At 68.0% G+C, this 17,068-nt stretch carries 15 protein-coding genes; 4 read left to right on the top strand and 11 right to left on the bottom strand.

Features of this window, described 5'->3' with window-relative positions:
• Positions 1-91: 91 nt before the first annotated feature.
• A complete protein-coding gene (locus ABDW31_RS19270; RefSeq protein ID WP_184722108.1) occupies positions 92-847 on the top strand; it encodes an SDR family oxidoreductase in 756 nt (251 codons plus the stop codon).
• Between the two features lie 24 nt (positions 848-871).
• Here the strand turns inward: ABDW31_RS19270 and ABDW31_RS19265 are convergent, their stop codons facing one another.
• Together ABDW31_RS19265 and ABDW31_RS19260 are read right to left on the bottom strand one after the other, a co-directional pair.
• On the bottom strand, positions 872-1,075 hold the full coding sequence (locus tag ABDW31_RS19265) for a hypothetical protein (RefSeq protein WP_184722111.1): 204 nt from the start codon (positions 1,073-1,075) through the stop codon (positions 872-874).
• 66 nt (positions 1,076-1,141) lie between these two features.
• A complete protein-coding gene (locus ABDW31_RS19260) occupies positions 1,142-1,768 on the bottom strand; it encodes a TetR/AcrR family transcriptional regulator (RefSeq protein ID WP_184722114.1) in 627 nt (208 codons plus the stop codon).
• A gap of 89 nt (positions 1,769-1,857) precedes the next feature.
• Between ABDW31_RS19260 and ABDW31_RS19255 the strand changes: the two genes are divergently transcribed.
• The 3 genes from ABDW31_RS19255 (at position 1,858) to ABDW31_RS19245 (ending at position 7,787) form a co-directional block, all read left to right on the top strand.
• Positions 1,858-2,934, top strand: coding sequence for an efflux RND transporter periplasmic adaptor subunit (locus tag ABDW31_RS19255; protein WP_184722117.1), 1,077 nt, complete (start codon positions 1,858-1,860; stop codon positions 2,932-2,934).
• A 3-nt stretch (positions 2,935-2,937) separates the two neighbouring features.
• Positions 2,938-6,018: an efflux RND transporter permease subunit gene (locus tag ABDW31_RS19250; RefSeq protein ID WP_343699431.1), complete on the top strand. Its 3,081-nt coding sequence runs from the start codon at positions 2,938-2,940 to the stop codon at positions 6,016-6,018.
• 137 nt (positions 6,019-6,155) lie between these two features.
• Complete coding sequence (locus ABDW31_RS19245) at positions 6,156-7,787, top strand: NAD(P)/FAD-dependent oxidoreductase (RefSeq protein ID WP_184722123.1); 1,632 nt, start codon at positions 6,156-6,158, stop codon at positions 7,785-7,787.
• On the opposite strand, the gene ABDW31_RS19240 is transcribed toward ABDW31_RS19245, so the two are convergent.
• The 9 genes from ABDW31_RS19240 to ABDW31_RS19200 form a co-directional block, all read right to left on the bottom strand.
• Positions 7,788-8,027: a hypothetical protein gene (locus ABDW31_RS19240; protein ID WP_184722126.1), complete on the bottom strand. Its 240-nt coding sequence runs from the start codon at positions 8,025-8,027 to the stop codon at positions 7,788-7,790. It abuts the gene before it with no gap.
• A 136-nt stretch (positions 8,028-8,163) separates the two neighbouring features.
• Positions 8,164-8,739: an SRPBCC domain-containing protein gene (locus ABDW31_RS19235; protein WP_184722129.1), complete on the bottom strand. Its 576-nt coding sequence runs from the start codon at positions 8,737-8,739 to the stop codon at positions 8,164-8,166.
• 26 nt (positions 8,740-8,765) lie between these two features.
• The gene (locus tag ABDW31_RS19230; protein WP_184722131.1) at positions 8,766-10,022 is read right to left on the bottom strand and encodes an FAD-binding oxidoreductase; all 1,257 of its coding nucleotides are present in this window, start codon (positions 10,020-10,022) and stop codon (positions 8,766-8,768) included.
• Positions 10,015-11,412 (bottom strand): glutamine synthetase family protein, encoded by a 1,398-nt coding sequence (locus ABDW31_RS19225; protein WP_184722134.1) that lies wholly within the window; start codon positions 11,410-11,412, stop codon positions 10,015-10,017. The genes ABDW31_RS19230 and ABDW31_RS19225 overlap by 8 nt, the downstream gene beginning before the upstream one ends.
• Positions 11,409-12,812 carry an aspartate aminotransferase family protein gene (locus ABDW31_RS19220; protein WP_184722139.1) on the bottom strand — a complete coding sequence of 468 codons (1,404 nt, stop codon included), beginning with the start codon at positions 12,810-12,812 and terminating at the stop codon, positions 11,409-11,411. Before ABDW31_RS19220 ends, ABDW31_RS19225 begins: the two co-directional genes overlap by 4 nt.
• 146 nt (positions 12,813-12,958) lie before the next feature.
• Positions 12,959-14,077 carry an ABC transporter ATP-binding protein gene (locus ABDW31_RS19215; RefSeq protein WP_184722142.1) on the bottom strand — a complete coding sequence of 373 codons (1,119 nt, stop codon included), beginning with the start codon at positions 14,075-14,077 and terminating at the stop codon, positions 12,959-12,961.
• Positions 14,074-14,931 (bottom strand): ABC transporter permease, encoded by an 858-nt coding sequence (locus ABDW31_RS19210; protein WP_184722145.1) that lies wholly within the window; start codon positions 14,929-14,931, stop codon positions 14,074-14,076. Before ABDW31_RS19210 ends, ABDW31_RS19215 begins: the two co-directional genes overlap by 4 nt.
• A 132-nt stretch (positions 14,932-15,063) precedes the next feature.
• Complete coding sequence (locus ABDW31_RS19205; RefSeq protein WP_184722148.1) at positions 15,064-15,954, bottom strand: ABC transporter permease; 891 nt, start codon at positions 15,952-15,954, stop codon at positions 15,064-15,066.
• A gap of 23 nt (positions 15,955-15,977) precedes the next feature.
• A complete protein-coding gene (locus ABDW31_RS19200) occupies positions 15,978-17,063 on the bottom strand; it encodes a spermidine/putrescine ABC transporter substrate-binding protein (RefSeq protein WP_184722151.1) in 1,086 nt (361 codons plus the stop codon).
• Positions 17,064-17,068: the final 5 nt, after the last annotated feature.

The following is a 17,068-nucleotide window of genomic DNA, read 5'->3' as shown; positions in this document are numbered from 1 at the left end:
GCCGATTTCACCGTCTACTCCAGTTTTCGTCTCACGTGCATCTCTTCTGTCACCGACGGACACCCCGCCGGCCCAATCAGGAGACAAAACGATGGACAAGACTTTCGACGGCAAGGTGGTGGTGGTGACCGGCGGCGCCAGCGGCATCGGCCTGGCCACGGCCAAGCGCTTTTCCGAGCTGGGCGCCTCGGTCTATGTGACCGGCCGCCGCGAAGCGGAACTGGCCGCGGCCGTCAAGGCGATCGGCGGCGACGTCACCGGCGTCCAGGGCGACGCCTCCAGGCTGGCGGATCTGGATCGGCTGTACGACACCATCCAGCAGCGCCATTCCCAGATCGACGTGCTGGTCCCCAACGCCGGCGGGGGCTCGATGGCGCCGCTGGGCGCGATCACCGAGGATCACTACGAAGACATCTTCGGCCGCAATGTGAAGGGCGTGATCTTCACGGTGCAGAAGGCCCTGCCCCTGCTGCGGGACGGCGGCGCCATCGTGCTGGTCAGCTCGACCACGGGTGTCCAGGGTACGCCGGCCTTCAGCGTCTACAGCGCTTCCAAGGCCGCGGTGCGCAATCTGGCGCGCGGCTGGACCAGTGACCTCAAGGATCGCCGCATCCGCGTCAACGTCGTCTCGCCGGGGCCGGTGAAGACCCCGGGCCTGGTCGAGCTGGCCGGACCGGACGCCGCCGCGCAGCAACATCTCGTCGACTTCATGGCCAGCCAGGTGCCGCTGGGCCGCGTCGCCGATCCGTCGGAGATCGCCAAGGCCATCGCCTTCCTGGCCTCCGACGACGCCAGCTTCATCGCCGGCGCCGAACTGTTCGTTGACGGCGGCATGACCCAGGTCTGACCCTGCGAAGGACGGCGTTCAGCTCTAGAACTCGACGTCGTCCTCGTTGCCGCCTTCACCCTCGGCCTCGCCGCCCATGGCGTTCTCGAGGCTGTCGATGATGTCGTCCATCTGGTCGGGCGTGATCGAGACATAGATCTGCTCGCCGCCGATGGCCGAGACCAGGAGGCGGTAGCCGTCCTCGGTTTCCTGCAGGCTGAACGATTGGAGCGGCAGGAGCTTGGCCATGGGGGATCCTTCCCGAAAAAGGTTGGGCCGAAAAGAGCGAGGCGCTGATCTAGAGGTCCGAGGACCTTACTTCAACGCCCCTCTCCGCAGCATGGCTACGTGTGTCGCGATCAGCTTTTCCCGTTCGACCCAGGGGAAGTCGGCCCGGGCGATCATCAGGGCGACCAGGCCATGCAGGCCGGCCCACAGGCTCTGGGTGACGGCCAGAGGATCGTCACCCGCCATTAGGCCCTGGGCGTGAAAGCCGCTGATGATCTCGTAGAAGACGTGGAAGACCTCCAGCCCCGCCTCCATGGGGCGACCGTCGGTCTGCTCGATGAAACCGGCGCCCTTTTCCAGCATGAAGGCCACGCGATAGGCGTTGGGCTCTTCCAGGCCGAAGTCGATATAGACCCGCAAGGCGCGCTCGAAGGTGTCCGGCGTCGGCTGGCAGGTGACGCCCGCATCGAACATCCGCTGGCGCAGGGTCGCGAACGCCCGGACGCACAGTTCGGCGGCGATGTGATCCTTGGTGGCGAAATAGGCGTAGAGCGCCGGCTGGCTGATCCCGGCCAGCTCGGCGATCTGCCGGGTCGAGACGGCGTGGACGCCCTTCTGGCTGAACAGGGTCAGGGCGGCGTCGAGGATTTCCTCGCGGCGCTCGGCGCCCTGGCCCTTGGGTTTACGCGGGGAACGCACTTTCGGAGACTTCATCGAAACGTCCTTCAGCACCGCTGTCGAAGCTTGACAAGCGCGCACTATCGATCACTGATAACTTATCATCGATCGATTTGGAACCGACCATGTGGCGCAACCGGTTGCTAGCTTCCGCGGCAGTCCTCGCGATGGCAGCGTTGAGCGCGTGCGGGGGCAAGCCCAAAACCGAGGCAGCCGCGGCTCCGACGCCGGTCGAGGCGGTGCTGGTTGCCGCGCCCGGCGCCAGCGGCTCGGTCGGCGGCGCGGGCGCGCTGGAGCGCCGTCGTGAGATGGCCCTGTCCTTCCGCATCCCCGGCGTGCTGACCGCCATGAAGGTCGAGGCCGGCGACCGGGTCAGCGCCGGCCAGCTGGTCGCCGCCATCGATCCGGCCGGCGTCGACGCTCGCCAGCAGCAGACCGTCGCTGACCTGGAGCGCGCCCGCCGCGACCTTGAGCGCGACAAGACCCTGTTCGAGAAAGGCTTCGTCGCCCGTCAGCGCATCGACGACCGGGCCAGCGCCCTGAAGGCCGCGCAGGCCGCCTATGACGCCGCCCGCTTCGACCGCCGTTGGGCCAGCCTGGTCTCGCCGGTGTCGGGCGTGGTGCTGACCCGCCAGGCCCAGGCCGGCGAGGTGGTGGCCGCCGGCCAGGTGGTGGCGCGGGTCGCCGACCTGTCCAGCCCGTTGATCCTGCGCCTGCCCCTGCCCGCCCGCGACGCCGCCCGCGTCCTGGTCGGCGACGCCGCCCAGGTCACGGTCGAGGAACTGGGCGACCAGACCCTCTCCGCCCGGGTCACCCGCATCGGTCAGGCCGCCGACACCCGCACCGGCGCGATCAATGTCGAGATCGAGATCTCGGCCCCGCCGCCCAATCTGCGCAGTGGCCAGGTGGCTCACGCGACCCTGGCCGTGCGCGCCGCGCCGACCGCAGGGACCGCCTATGCCCGCATCCCCGCCGAGGCGGTGCTGGAGGCCAGCGGCCAGCGCGCCTTCGTGCTGCGCTACGACGGCGGCAAGGCCCGGCGCACGGCGGTGACCTTCGGCGGCTTCGACGGCGACGACGCCCTGGTCTCAGGTTTGCCTGGGGGAACGCGGGTGATCACCGCTGGGGCCGGCTTCGTTGCCGACGGCGAGGCCGTGCGGGTCATCGATCCGAAGGCCCTCGCGGCTCCGGCGGGACGCTAAGCCGTGAAGTTCGACCTCTCGGCCTTCGCCGTCCGCCGCTGGCAGTTCACCCTGGTCGCCTTCGGCCTGCTGGTCATGCTGGGCGTCAACGCGTTCCTCAGTGTGCCACGCTCGGAGGATCCCCACTTCCCGGTGCCGATCGTACTGGTCCGCGCCGTGCTGCCGGGGGCCGAGCCGTCCGAGGTCGAGCAGCTGATCGTCGATCCGATCGAGGATGCGGTCGACGGGCTGGACGACATCGACAAGGTCGAGTCCACCGCCGTCGACGGGGCGGCGATCATCCGCATCCACTTCACCTGGGACGTCGACACCGAGCGCAAGTTCGACCAGGTCGTGCGCGAGGTGAACGCCATCCGCGGCAACCTGCCGGCCGGGGTCCAGCGGCTGGAGATCGAACGGGTGCGCACCACCGAGGTGTCGATCGTCCAGGCCGCCCTGGTCAGCGACATCCTGCCGATGCGCCGCCTGGAAAAGGTCGCCGACCGCCTGCGCGAACGGCTGGACCGCGTGCCCGGCGTGCGCCAGGCCCGCTACTGGGGCGCGCCGCCGTCCGAAGTGCAGGTGACGCTGGACCTGGCCCGCCTGGCCGCGCTGCGCCTGCCGGCCTCGGCCGTCGCCGACGCCCTGCGCCAGGCCGGGGCCGAAGCCCCGATTGGCGCGGTGCAGGCGGGAGAGCGTCGCTTCAACGTCAAGTCCGGTGGGGCCTTCCGCGATATCGAGACCGTCAAGAACACGCCGGTGCGCGCCATCGGCGGCCAGGTCACCCGCGTGGGCGATGTCGCCACCGTGGCCTGGGCCCAGCAGGAACCAACGCACCTGACGCGCTTCAATGGCCGCCGCGCCGTCTTCCTGACCGTCAACCAGAAGGACGGCCAGGACGTCGGCAAGATCACAAAAGCCGTCGACCAGGTGCTGGACGACTATGCCAAGACCCTGCCGGCCGGCGTGAAACTGGAAAAGGCCTTCTACCAGTCGCGCAATGTCGACCACCGGCTGAAGAACCTGTTCCGCGACTTCGGCATCGCGCTGGTTCTGGTGCTGATCACCCTGCTGCCGCTGGGGCCGCGCGCGGGCATCGTGGTCATGGTCTCGATCCCGCTCAGCCTGCTGATCGGCCTGACCATGCTGCAGGCGCTGGGCTTCACCCTGAACCAACTGTCGATCGCCGGCTTCGTGCTGTCGCTGGGCCTGCTGGTCGACGACAGCATCGTCATCACCGAGAACATCGCCCGCCGGATCCGCGAGGGCGAGGCGCGCACGGAAGCCGCCGTGAATGGCGCGCGGCAGATCGGCCTGGCGGTGATCGGCTGCACGGCCACCCTGATGCTGGCCTTCCTGCCGCTGATGGCCCTGCCGGCCGGCTCCGGTGCCTATATCAAGTCACTGCCGGTGACGGTGCTGTGCACGGTCGGCGCGTCCCTCTTCGTGTCGCTGACCATCATCCCGTTCCTGGCCAGCCGCATCCTGGACAAGCACTCCGATCCGGAGGGCAACGCCCTGCTGCAGGCGGTCAACGGCTTCATCCACCGCATCTACACCCCCGTGCTGCACCGGGCCCTGGCGCGGCCGTGGCTGACGCTGGCCCTGCTGCTGGCCCTGTGCGCCATGACCGTGCCGCTGGCCAAGGTGATCGGCTCGTCGCTGTTCCCCTCGGCCGAGACGCCGGAGTTCCTGGTCCGCATCGAGACGCCCGACGGCTCGTCCCTGGCCCGCACCGATCAGGCCCTGCGCTTCGTCGACGCGCGCCTGGCCAAGGAGCCCGACATCGTCTGGCGGGCCGACAATCTGGGCCGCGGCAACCCGCAGATCTTCTACAACCAGAGCCAGCGCGAGAGCGCCACGACCTATGCCGAGGTCTATGCCAGCATGGGCGCCTGGCGGCCGGGCCGGAGCGAGGCGATGCTGGACGGCCTGCGCCGCGACTTCGCCAAGTATCCGGGCGCGCGGATCACCGTCGTGGCCTTCGAGAATGGCCCGCCGATCGACGCCCCCATCGCCATCCGCATCACCGGCCAGAACCTGGACGTCCTGAAGGCCCTGGCCGCGCGGACCGAAGGCGTGCTGAAGGCCACACCCGGGACGCGCGACGTCAACAACCCCGTGCGCCTGGACCGCACCGACCTCGACCTGGGTGTCGACGAGGCCAAGGCTGCGGCCCTGGGCGTGTCGGCCGGCGCGACCCGCCGCGTGGCTCGCCTGGCGCTGTCAGGCGAGGAGACCGCCCGCTATCGCGACACCGACGGCGACGACTACGCCGTGCGGGTGCGCCTGCCCATGGCCCAGGCCGACGGCGCGGCGCGCAATCCGATGTCGGCGCTGAAGGGCGTCTATGTCCCCACCGCCGACGGCGAGGCCGCCCCGCTGGGTGCGGTCGCGACGCCGACCCTGAAGTCCAGCCCCGCCCGCATCGACCGCTTCGACCGCGAGCGGACGGTGACCGTGACGTCTTTCGTGCGCACCGGCTTCCTGACCGCCAAGGTCAATGCCGACGCCGTCGAGCGCCTGGCCCGTGAAGTGCCGATGCCCCCTGGCTACCGCCTGTCGCTGGGCGGCCAGGCCGAGGCGCAGGAGGAGAGCTTCGCCGGCCTGGGCGCGGCGGTGCTGGTGGCGGTGTTCGGCATCCTGGCCGTGCTGGTCCTGGAGTTCCAGAAGTTCAAGACCGCCCTGGTGGTCGCCGGCATCATCCCGTTCGGCCTGTTCGGCGCGGTGCTGGCCCTGGCCCTGACCGGCAACTCGATGTCGTTCACGGCCACGATCGGCCTGATCGCCCTGATCGGCATCGAGATCAAGAACTCGATCCTGCTGGTCGACTTCACCGAACAGCTGCGCCGCGAAGGCATGAACCTGCACGACGCCATCGAGAAAGCCGGCGAGGTGCGCTTCCTGCCGGTGCTGCTGACCAGCGTGACGGCGATCGGCGGATTGCTGCCGTTGGCCCTGGAACGGTCGGGGCTCTACTCGCCGCTGGCCATCGCGATCATCGGCGGGTTGATCACCAGCACCCTGCTGAGCCGGGTGGCAACGCCGGTGATGTACTGGCTGACCGCGCGCGGGAAGGCGGAACGGTCGCAGGCCCCCACCTGACCTGCTTCGCAGGTCGTCCGCCCCCAAAGGGGGCAGACGGAGGCGCCTCGTCTTCCTCCTCCGGGGGAGGAGCGCCGAAGGCGCGGAGGGGGCAAGTGGCCCTTGCCCATCCGCGCCCCACACCGCAACCTCCCCGCATGACCCCCACCTCCTCCCGCGACGCCGTCATCATCGGCGGCGGCCATAACGGCCTGGTCTGCGCGTTCTACCTGGCCAAGGCCGGGCTGAAGGTCACCGTCTGCGAGGCCCGGCACATCGTCGGCGGGGCGGCCGTAACCGAGGAGTTCCACCCCGGCTTCCGCAACTCCGTCGCCAGCTACACGGTCAGCCTGCTGAACCCGCGGGTCATCGCCGACATGGGCCTGCGCGCGCTGGGCCTGACCTTCCTGGAACGGCCGATCTCGAATTTCCTGCCGCTGGCCGAGGACCGCTACCTCAAGCTGGGCGGCGGGCTGGAGCGCACCCAGGAAGAGTTCCGCAAGTTCAGCCGCCGCGACGCCGAGATCCTGCCGGCTTACTACGCCATGCTGGACGAGATCGGCGACGTGCTGCGGGCCCTGGCGCAGGAGACCCCGCCGAACCTGGGCGATGGCCTGCCCGGCCTGATGCGAGCCCTGCGCCAGGGCGGCCGGCTGGCCATGCTGCCCCGCGAGCGCAAGCGCGACCTGATAGACCTCTTCACCAAGAGCGCCCGCGAGGTGCTGGACGGCTGGTTCGAGAGCGATCCGGTCAAGGCCGCCTTCGGCTTCGACTCGGTGGTCGGCGCCTTCGCCAGTCCCGACACGCCGGGCTCTGCCTATGTGCTGCTGCACCACACGTTCGGCGAGTTGAACGGCAAGAAAGGCGCCTGGGGCCACGCGGTCGGCGGCATGGGCGCGATCACCCAGGCGATGAGCAAGGCCTGCGAGGCGGCCGGGGTCGAGATCCTGCTGAACGCGCCGGTCGAGGCCGTCCATGTCGACGCCGGGAAAGCCGTCGGCGTCCAGCTCGTAGACGGCCGCCAGGTGATGGCGCCGATCGTGGCGGCCAATGTCAATCCGGCCCTGCTTTTCCGCCGTCTGGTCCCGCCCTCGGCGCTGACCGCCGACTTTCGCAAGGCGGTCGACGGTTACAAGAACGGCTCGGGCACGTTCCGCATGAACGTGGCGCTGTCGGAGCTGCCCAACTTCACCTGCCTGCCCGGGACGGCGACGGCCGAGCACCATCAGGCCGGCATCGTGATCGCCCCCAGCCTGGACTACATGGACGCGGCCTATCGCGATGCGAAAGCCGAGGGGCTGAGCAAGGCCCCGATCGTGGAGATGCTGATCCCCTCGACCATCGACACCAGCCTGGCGCCGCCCGGCCAGCACGTGGCCAGCCTGTTCTGCCAGCAGTTCGCACCGGAACTGCCCAACGGCCATTCCTGGGACGAGGTGCGCGAGGCGGCCGCCGACCTGATCATCGCCACGGTCGATCGCTGGGCGCCGAACTTCAAGGCCTCGGTGCTGGGGCGGCAGATCCTGTCGCCGCTGGACCTTGAGCGGACCTTCGGCCTGGTCGGCGGCGACATCATGCACGGCCGGCTGTCGCTGGATCAGCTGTGGGCGACGCGCCCGTTCCTGGGCCACGCCAGCCATCGCGCGCCGATCAAGGGTCTGTACATGTGCGGCGCCGGGACCCATCCCGGCGGCGGCGTCTCGGGCAATCCCGGCCGCAACGCCGCGCGGGAGATCCTGCGCGACAAGGACTTCGCGACAGCGGTGAAGCTGTCCGTCGTCGGACGGTAGTTAGGCCGCCGCGATCTGGTGGGCGACGCGGTTGCGGCGCCAGGCGGGGGTGCGGGCTTCCGGCTCGTCGACGTGGACTTCGCCTTTGCGGCCCTGGGCGCGCATGTGGCGAGCCAGCAGCTGGGCCAGGCCCTCGGCTTCGTGTTGCGAGGGGAAGCAGCCGATCAGCTCGGCCGAGTCGTTCCAGGTCACGTGCCACACGCCGGCGACCGGGCGGACGTAGTAGTGATTCTCGGTCATGGCGACCTCCTTGGACGTACTCAACGTAGAACTAACCACGCTGACATGACAGTTGTTTCGCTATCGCACAACGGAAATGCGCTGCGATGCACAATGCATGAACGGGGCCAAGTGCGGATGATCGTGCCTTGAGCGGTCAGTTTCCGGCGAAGCGCTTGCGCAATTCGGCCAGGGTGTAGGCGTTTCCCCACTCGAAGTGTTTGTAGACCGTGTCGGACTCAGGGCCCGAGCCGTAGCCGGTGTTGGTCAGGGTCACGCGCGTGCCGGTTGCAATCGGCGCCACTTCGATCACCGTGACGGTTTTCTGGAAGGCGTCCTTGCCCGGAAAGCCGGCCGGCGCCTGGACGTTGCGGATCACCAGCAGCCGGTTAGGAATGAAGGTGACGATCTGGTTCCTGATGTTGTTGGCGTCGCCGATCGCGGCCTTGGGATCATAGCTGGCCTCGATCTCGCCGCCCGTGCGCAGGTCGACCCGCGCCACGGCGACGGCCCAGCGCTTGAAGCCCTCGGCGGTGGCGAAGGCCTCGAACACCGCGCGCGGCGGGGCCGGAATGTCCATCGACAGCTGCAGCGCCCGCTCGCCGGATGCGTCGACATAGCTGGTGTTGGAGACGCCCGGGAAATCGCGCCAGCTCTTGGCGGTTTCGGCCTGGGCCACCCCGGCGGTCAGGACCAGGGCGCAGACGCCGAGGATCATGGATCGGATCGTCATGTCGAAGGGCCTCCCCTGCCCTGGGACTAGAGACGATCCCTCAGCGCGTACCAGGTCAAGCCCGCGACCGTCAGCGGCCAGCGCAGCAGCCGGCCGCCGGGGAATGGCGGGGTCGGAACGCGCGATAAGAGATCGACGCCAGCGGTGTCGCCAAGGGCGGCCTGCGCCAGCAGCTTGCCGACATAGGGGGCCAGCATCACGCCCTGGCCGGAATAGCCCGAAGCGACCCGCACGCCCGGCGCGACCTCGCCGACGAAGGGCATCCGGCTCATGGTGATACCGAGCGTCCCGCCCCAGGCATGGGTGATCGGCGCGTCGGCCAGGCGCGGATAGACCTTGGCGAGGTTCTTGCGGACCATGCCGGCGATGTGGTTTGGGAAGCCGGGCCGATAGTTCTCGCCGCCCCCGAACAGCAGCCGGCCGTCGGACGTTTTGCGGAAGTAGTTCACGACGAAGCGGCTGTCCGACACCGCCGCGTTCGAACGGATGATCTCGCCGGCCAGATCGCCCAGCGGCGCAGTGACGGCGATGAAGTTGTTGATCGGCATGACCCGGGCCTGCGCCGGGCCGGCCATGGCGTTCAGCCCGCCATCGCCGGAGAGGATCAGCTGATCGCAGGTCACGCGGCCTCGCGCCGTCTCGACGACGATCTTGCCGCCCTCACGCCGCCAGCTTTCGGCGCGGGTTTGTTCGTGGATCGTCAGTCCGCGCGCCATGCCCAAGGCCAGCTTCAGCGGATGCACGTGGCCGCCGCCCCGGTCGATCGTGCCGCCGTAATAGACGTCGGTCCCCAGCTCGACGGCAAGGTCCCTCTCGTCAATCAGGTCCAGCTGGTCGTAGCCGTAGCGCTCGGCCATCAGGGCGATGTGGGTCGCGTCCTCGGCTTCGCCGCCAGGCTTGTGACGCGCGTGGATCATGCCCGGCCGCCAGTCGCAGTCGATCGAGTCGGTCAGGGTGCGGAAGTGGGCTCGGGCGTCCTCGGCCAGCCGCCACAGAGCCAGGGCCTCGTCACGGCCGACGGCTTTTTCCAGCCACGCCTGGTCGCGCCGCTGGCCGGTATGGACCTGGCCGCCATTGCGCCCGCTGGCCGCACAGCCGACCCGGCCGGCCTCCAGCACCACGATGCTCGCTTGCCCCGCCAGCGCCATGGCCGCGCCCAGGCCTGTGAAACCCGCCCCCACGACGCAGACATCGACCGAGACGTCGCCCGCCAGCGGCGGATGGTCGGGGGTGTGGGTCGCCGCCTCGGCGTACCAGTTCCCCTCGCCGTAGAGGCTAGACATTCAGCAACAGGAACTCCCGCTCCCACGGGCTGATGGTGCGCATGAAGGTCTCGTACTCGGCCTGCTTCACCCGGTCATAGGCCTGGCAGAAGATCGGCCCCAGGATCTCGACCAGCGGCTGGCAGGCCTCGAACAGGCGCAGGGATTCCGACAGGCTTCGCGGTAGCTGCACGCCCTCGGCCCCAGCGTCGGTGGCGACCGGCGCGCTGGGCTTGAGGTTCTCGACCATGCCCAGATAGCCGCTAGCCAGCACCGCCGCGATCGCCAGATAGGGGTTGGCGTCCGACGAGGGGATGCGGTTTTCCAACCGGCGGTTGGCCGGATCCGACGGCGGCACCCGCAGGCCGCAAGTGCGATTGTCGTAGCCCCACTGGGTGTTGACCGGCGCGCCGCTGTCCCGGGCGATCCGGCGATAGGAGTTCACGTACGGCGCCAGGATCGCCATGATCGCCGGCAGGTACTTTTGCTGGCCGCCGATGAAACCGTGGAACAGCTCAGTCTCATTGCCGTCCTCGTCCGAGAACAGGTTGCGCCCCTTCCGGTCGACGATCGACTGGTGGATGTGCATGGCGCTGCCCGGCTCTGAGGCCATCGGCTTGGCCATGAAGGTGGCGTAGATCTCGTGCTCCAGCGCCGCCTCGCGGATCGTGCGCTTCATCATGAACACCTGGTCGGCCAACTCCAGCGGATGGCCGTGGCGCAGATTGATCTCCATCTGCGCCACGCCGCTCTCGTGGATCAGGGTGTCGATCTCCAGGCCCTGACGCTCGGAATATTCGTACATGTCCTCGAACAGGGCGTCGAACTCGTTGACCGCGCTGATCGAATAGCCCTGGCGGCCGGTCTCGGGACGTCCCGAACGCCCTACCGGGGGTTTCAGCGGATAGTCCGGATCGGTGTTGCGCTCGACCAGATAGAATTCGATCTCCGGCGCCACGATCGGGTTCCAGCCCTTCTCGGCATAGAGCGCCAGCACCCGTCGCAGCACCTGGCGCGGGGCCTCCTCGACCGGGCGGCCGTCGGGGTGGAAGGCGTCGTGGATAACCTGGGCCGTCGGGTCCTGGGCCCACGGCACGGCCGCCAGGGTCGCGAAGTCCGGGGTCAGGAAGATGTCGGTGTCGGCCTGCACGGCGGTCACCGAGCCTTCGAAAGCGGGGAACTCACCGGCGATGGTCTGGTAGAACACCGCCAGCGGCAGGTTCATCGACGGAGTGCCCAGGAACTTGCGCACCGGCATGATCTTGCCGCGCGCCACGCCCGCCAGATCGGGCACCACGCACTCGATCTCCTCGATGTTCTGACGCGAGAACCAGGCCTGCGCCTCCTCCAGCGTCGAGACGCCCCGATCCAGACTGTTCTCGCGCTTAGCCTTGCTGTGCTTGGGCTTCATGCGGCGGCCTCCGGCTTCAAGGCCCGCAGCACCGGCTCGGCCTCGTCGAGGGACTGCCGGATGATCGCCACCAGCTTGTCGATCTGCGCGTGGGTGATGATCAGCGGCGGGCAGCAGACGATGCTGTCGCGGATGGCGCGGACCATCAGGCCGTTGGCGATGCACAGATCACGGACGATGGGACCGGCCTCGCCCTCCTTGTCGAGGAAGCGATGGTTCGTACCCTTCTCGCGGACGATCTCGACGGCGCCGATCAGGCCCAGCGACCGGGTCTCGCCGACCAGCGGGTGATCGTTCAGGCTGGCCAGGGCCTTGGCGAGATAGGGGCCGGTGTCGTCACGGGTGCGCTCGACCAGGGTCTCGCGTTCCAGGATCTCGATATTCTTCAGCGCCACGGCGGCGCAGGTCGGATGGCCCGAATAGGTGAAGCCGTGGATGAAGTCGCCGCCCTTCTCGCGCAGTTCGGCGACGATGTGGTCGGCCACGCCCACGGCGCTGATCGGCAGGTAGCCGGACGACAGGCCCTTGGCCATGGCGATCAGGTCCGGCTTGATGCCGTAGTGCTGATGGCCGAACCACTGGCCCAATCGCCCGAAGCCGCAGATCACCTCGTCGCAGACCAGCAGGATGCCGTACTTGCGACAGAGCGCTTCCACCGCCGGCCAGTAGCCGTCCGGCGGGATGATCACCCCGCCCGCGCCCTGCACCGGCTCGCCGATGAAGGCCGCGACGTTCTCGGGGCCGACCTCAAGGATCTTGTCCTCGATTTCCTTCACCGCCCGGTCGCGGAAGGCGGCGGGGTCCTCGCCGAAGCCGTCGCCGAACAGATAGGGCTGCATCACATGCTCGACGCCGGCGATCGGCAGGTCGCCCTGCACATGCATCGGCTTCATCCCGCCCAGCGACACCCCGGCCACGGTCGAGCCGTGATAGGCGTTCCAGCGGCTGATGAAGACCGTCCGCTGCGGCTGTTCCTTGAGCTTCCAATAGTGGCGGACCAGGCGGAAGACCGTGTCGTTGGCCTCCGAGCCCGACGAGTTGAAGAACACGTGGGTCAGGTGGTCGCCCATCTTCTGCGCGATCTTGGCCGCCAGGGTCACGGTGGGCGGCGTCGCGGTCTTGAAGAAGGTGTTGTAGTAGGGCAGCTCCAGCATCTGCTCGTAGGCGGCATCGGCCAGCTCCTTGCGGCCATAGCCGACATTGACGCACCACAGGCCGGCCATGCCGTCCAGGATCTGGTGACCTTCGCCATCATGGATGTAGACGCCGTCGGCGCGGGTGACGATCCGGCTGCCGCCCAGCTGCGCGATGACCTTGTGATCGGCCTGGGCCGGCAGGTGGTGGGCCAGATCCAGACGCTTGAGCTCGGCGATGTCGTGGTTACGGATCGGGACGGTCATTTCAACTCCAACTCCTGCGTTTCCTCGATCACTCGCCCCCACCTGACCGCTTCGCGGTCGTCCGCCCCCAAAGGGGGCAGACGGGTATTTCGTCTTCCCCCTCCCGGGGGAGGAGCGCCGAAGGCGCGGAGGGGGCCTGTGCAACCTTACGACAAAAGCACCGCCGGCGAGCAGGCATGCCAGCACAGCCAGACCGTCTCGCCCAGCTTGAAGTCCTCCTGGTCCCAGCGGGTCAGGTTCGAGCGCTGGACCTTCACCCGTCTCCCGCCCGCGATCTCCACCTCGTAGGTGGATGAGCCGCCCAGATAGGCCTCGTGCTTGATGACACCGGCAACCGCGTTGGTCCCCTTCGGGCAGTCGCCGAGGTTCGGCGGTTCGTCACCGTCCTTCTTGTGCAGCTCGATCTTCTCGGGCCGGATCGCCGCCCAGACCGCGCCGCCGCGCGCGCCGGTGACGCCGTGGTCCAGGAAGATGTCGACCGGCATATCCGGCGAGCGGATCACCGCGTGGCTGGGCTCGTCGACGGCCAGCACGCCCTCGAACAGGTTCACGCTGCCGATGAAGTCGGCCACGAAACGGCTGGCGGGGAACTCGTAGAGGTCGTTGGGCGTCGCCACTTGCTGCAGCACGCCCCGGCTCATCACCGCGCAGCGCGTGGCCAGGGCCAGGGCCTCGTCCTGGTCGTGTGTGACCATAATGAAGGTGATCCCGACCTTCTCCTGCAGGGTGCACAGCTCGGTGCGCATCTGCTCGCGCAGCTTGGCGTCCAGGGCCGATAGCGGCTCGTCCAGCAGCAGCACGCGCGGACGCTTGACCAGGGCTCGAGCCAAGGCCACGCGCTGGCGCTGGCCGCCCGACAGCTGGTCGGGCTTGCGATGGCCAAGCCCCCCCAGTTGAACCAGCTCCAGGGCCTCCTCGACGCGGCGGTCGCGCTCGGCCTTGGCGACCTTGTCGACAACCAGGCCATAGGCGACGTTGTCGGCCACGCTCATGTGCGGAAACACGGCGTAGGACTGGAACACCATGTTCACCGGCCGCTTGTTGGGCGGGGTGTTGGAGATGTCCTGGCCGTCGATCAGGATCCGCCCCTCGGTCGGGGTCTCGAAACCGGCCAGCATCCGCAGCAGGGTGGTCTTGCCGCAGCCCGACGGGCCCAGCAGCGAGAAGAACTCACCCTCGTGGATGGTCAGGGAGACGTCATCCACGGCGGTCATCTTGCCGAACCGCTTGCTGACGTTCTCGAAGGTGATGATCGGCTTGGTCATTTCGCGTCCCCCGCCCCGTGGCCAGCAGTCGCCGCCGGGTCCCCCTGCAGCTTCAGCGCCGCCGCGGTCAGCAGCACGGTCAGCACGATCAGCACCGTCGAGGCCGCATTGACCTCCGGCGTCACCGAGAAGCGAACCATCGAATAGACCTTCACCGGGAAGGTCACGGTGTCGGGACCGGCGGTGAAGAAGGTGATGACAAAGTCGTCCAGGCTGAGCGTGAAGGCCAGCAGGGCCCCGGCCACCAGCGAGGGCGCCATGTGCGGCAGGATCACGTCCTTGATGGTGCGGAACTCACCCGCGCCCAGGTCACGGGCGGCCTCCTCCATCTCGCGGTTGAAGCTGGCCATGCGCGCGCGCACCACCATCGCCACGAACGGGAACGAGAACGACACGTGGGCGATGGTGATGGCCCCCAGGTTCAGCGGCCACGGCAAGCCCTGCGGCCACGGCATGACCCGGGCGAAGAACACCAGCATGGCCACGCCCATGCAGATCTCGGGCACGACGATTGGCAGGGCCAGGGCGCCGTCCAGGGCCGTCTTGCCGGGGAAACGGAAACGCCACAGCACCAGCGCCGCGGCCGCGCCCAGGAAGAGGCTGATCACGGTCGACACCGCCGCGATGGTCAGGCTGTTGGCGAAGGCTTCCAAGAGCGCGCCATTGTTGAACAGCTTCTCGTAGTATTTGAGCGTGAAGCCCTTCCAGACGATGTTGCGCCGGCTGTCGTTGAAGCTGAACGCCATCAGCGCGATCAGCGGCGCATAGAGAAAGATCGCCACTGCGGCCAGCCAGGCCTGCATCTGCCAGCGGCGGAGGTATTCGAGGGGGCCAGGGGGAGAACGCTTAGGCATCGGCCATTCCCCCACCCGTTTCCCCGGCGAAGGCCGGGGCCCAGATCATAAGGCTGGGAAGCGCCAAGCTGGATGAAAGCTCAGGCTGAACCTGGGTCCCCGCTTTCGCCGGGAAGATCGGATTTAGGGCCATCATCCCTTGGCCTCCGGCGTGCGCTTGGCCAACAGCGCCTGGATCGCGATGGCGATGAAGGTCAGGTACATCAGCACGAAGGACATGGCCGCGCCGAACGGCCAGTCATTGGCGCGCTTGAACTGGCGCTCGATGACATTGGCGATCATCTGGCTGTCGGGACCGCCCAGCAGATCGGGCGTCAGATAGGCCCCCAGCGCCGGAATGAAGGTGATCAAGACGCCCGAGGCGATGCCCGGCAAGGCCAGCGGCACGACCACCTTGAACAGGGTCCGCAGATGCCCCGCGCCCAGGTCCAGGCTGGCCTCCAGCAGCGACTTGTCCAGTCGGTCGAGGGCCGAATAGAGCGGCAGCACCATGAACGGCAGGTGCACATAGACGAGGCCCAGGATCACCGCGAAATTGTTGTGCAGCAGTTGCAGCGGCTGGAAGTCACCGAGCGGCGCGACGACGCTGGCCAGGGTCCACAACCACTCCAGGCCCTGGTTGACGTAGCCCTCGGTGCGCAGCACGGCGATCAGGGCGTAGGTGCGGATCAAGAGGTTCGTCCAGAACGGCAGCATGACCAGCAGCAATAGCCAGGTCTTGGCCTTGTCCGACGCGAAGGTGATGGCCAGGGCGACGGGGAAGCCGATCACCAGGCAGAGGCCCGTGGTCAGGGCCGCCACCCAGGCCGACTTCAGGAAGATCTTCAGATACAGCGGCTCGATCGCCCGGGCGTAGTTGCCGAACGTGCCGCTGATGGCGATCTCAGTCAGGCCCGCATTGTGGCCGAAGCTGTAGGCCCAGACGATCGCCAGCGGCGCCAGGAAGAACAGCGCCAGCCACACCAGCGGCGGCCCCAGCGCCGCGGCGAACACGGCCTTGGCCTGCTTCCAGGATTGCTCCATGTCCGCCCCCTGAAGTCCGCCCCCTAAGCCGCCCGAACCCGGGTGATGACTTCCTCGTACGAGCTCGCCTTCTCGGCGCCTTCGAACGCGCCGTACTCGCACTTGGCCATGATCTCGGCGGGTGGGAAGATCACCTTGTTGTTCTTGTAGTCGTCCGGCATCAGCGCCTTGGCCGCCGCATTCGGGGTCGGGTAGAGGATCGTCTTGCTGATCTCGGCCCCGGCCTGCGCGTCAAGCAGATAGTTGATGAAGGCGTGGGCGTTGTTGGGACGCGGCGCCCCCTTCGGGATGCACAGGGTGTCGGAGTTCAGCAAGCTGCCCTCCTTGGGGATCACGAAGTCGAGGTCGGGATCCTCCTTCATCGCCTGGGCGATGTCGCCGTTGTACTCCAGCACCAGGTCGACCTCGCCCGACAGCAGCAAGTCCTGGCCGTTGTCGTCGTGGAAGGCCTTCACGTTCGGCTTCTGCTTGATCAACATCTGCTCGATACGCGGGATCATGTCGGCGGGGATGTCGTTGACGCTGTGGCCCAGATACTTGGCCGACAGCCGCACCAGGTCGGCGCTTTCCGAGAGCAGGGCGATGCGCCCCTTGTACTGATCGCTGTCCAGCAGCCATTTCCAGCTGTCGGGGACGCCGTTGACCTTGCTCTTGCGATAGCCGATGCCCAGCGCCAGCCAGGTGTAGGGCATCGAGAACTTCCGCCCCGGGTCGTAGTCCGGGTTCATGAAGCTGGGGTCGACGTTCTTCAGGTTCGGAATCTTGGCGTGATCCAGCGGCTCAAGCAGGCCGGCCTGACCCATGCGGGTGACGAACTCGTTGGACGGCACGATGACGTCGAAGCCAGGATTGCCGGCCTTCAGCTTGGCGAACAGCTCGTCGTTGGTCGCGAACAGGCTCATGTTCACGTCGACGCCCGAGGCCTTCTTGAAGTCGCCCAGCGTCGTCTCGCCGATATAGGTGTCCCAGTTGTAGAAATTCAGCTTGGCTTCTTCGCCGCCGGCCGCGGTCTTGGGCTTCTGACCGCAAGCCGTGAACGACAGGCCGATCGCGGCCGCGCCGAAAGCCGTGAGAAGCGAGCGCCGCGAGGCGCCACGATATCCGCTCATCCGAA

The organism is Caulobacter sp. (assembly GCF_039596335.1).
Classification (GTDB): Bacteria; Pseudomonadota; Alphaproteobacteria; order Caulobacterales; family Caulobacteraceae; genus Caulobacter.
Note: the sequence above shows the minus strand (reverse complement) of the source record. Positions and strands in the feature narration are given on the sequence as shown.

What these genes read in the sequence shown, in the direction of transcription:
- ABDW31_RS19265 (WP_184722111.1), bottom strand. Translation starts at nt 1,075, where the DNA reads ATGGCCAAGCTCCTGCCGCTCCAATCGTTCAGCCTGCAGGAAACCGAG.
- ABDW31_RS19215 (WP_184722142.1), bottom strand. Translation starts at nt 14,077, where the DNA reads ATGACCAAGCCGATCATCACCTTCGAGAACGTCAGCAAGCGGTTCGGC.
- ABDW31_RS19210 (WP_184722145.1), bottom strand. Translation starts at nt 14,931, where the DNA reads ATGCCTAAGCGTTCTCCCCCTGGCCCCCTCGAATACCTCCGCCGCTGG.
- ABDW31_RS19225 (WP_184722134.1), bottom strand. Translation starts at nt 11,412, where the DNA reads ATGAAGCCCAAGCACAGCAAGGCTAAGCGCGAGAACAGTCTGGATCGG.
- ABDW31_RS19200 (WP_184722151.1), bottom strand. Translation starts at nt 17,063, where the DNA reads ATGAGCGGATATCGTGGCGCCTCGCGGCGCTCGCTTCTCACGGCTTTC.
- ABDW31_RS19220 (WP_184722139.1), bottom strand. Translation starts at nt 12,812, where the DNA reads ATGACCGTCCCGATCCGTAACCACGACATCGCCGAGCTCAAGCGTCTG.
- ABDW31_RS19270 (WP_184722108.1), top strand. Translation starts at nt 92, where the DNA reads ATGGACAAGACTTTCGACGGCAAGGTGGTGGTGGTGACCGGCGGCGCC.
- ABDW31_RS19245 (WP_184722123.1), top strand. Translation starts at nt 6,156, where the DNA reads ATGACCCCCACCTCCTCCCGCGACGCCGTCATCATCGGCGGCGGCCAT.
- ABDW31_RS19230 (WP_184722131.1), bottom strand. Translation starts at nt 10,022, where the DNA reads ATGTCTAGCCTCTACGGCGAGGGGAACTGGTACGCCGAGGCGGCGACC.
- ABDW31_RS19260 (WP_184722114.1), bottom strand. Translation starts at nt 1,768, where the DNA reads ATGAAGTCTCCGAAAGTGCGTTCCCCGCGTAAACCCAAGGGCCAGGGC.
- ABDW31_RS19205 (WP_184722148.1), bottom strand. Translation starts at nt 15,954, where the DNA reads ATGGAGCAATCCTGGAAGCAGGCCAAGGCCGTGTTCGCCGCGGCGCTG.
- ABDW31_RS19255 (WP_184722117.1), top strand. Translation starts at nt 1,858, where the DNA reads ATGTGGCGCAACCGGTTGCTAGCTTCCGCGGCAGTCCTCGCGATGGCA.
- ABDW31_RS19240 (WP_184722126.1), bottom strand. Translation starts at nt 8,027, where the DNA reads ATGACCGAGAATCACTACTACGTCCGCCCGGTCGCCGGCGTGTGGCAC.
- ABDW31_RS19235 (WP_184722129.1), bottom strand. Translation starts at nt 8,739, where the DNA reads ATGACGATCCGATCCATGATCCTCGGCGTCTGCGCCCTGGTCCTGACC.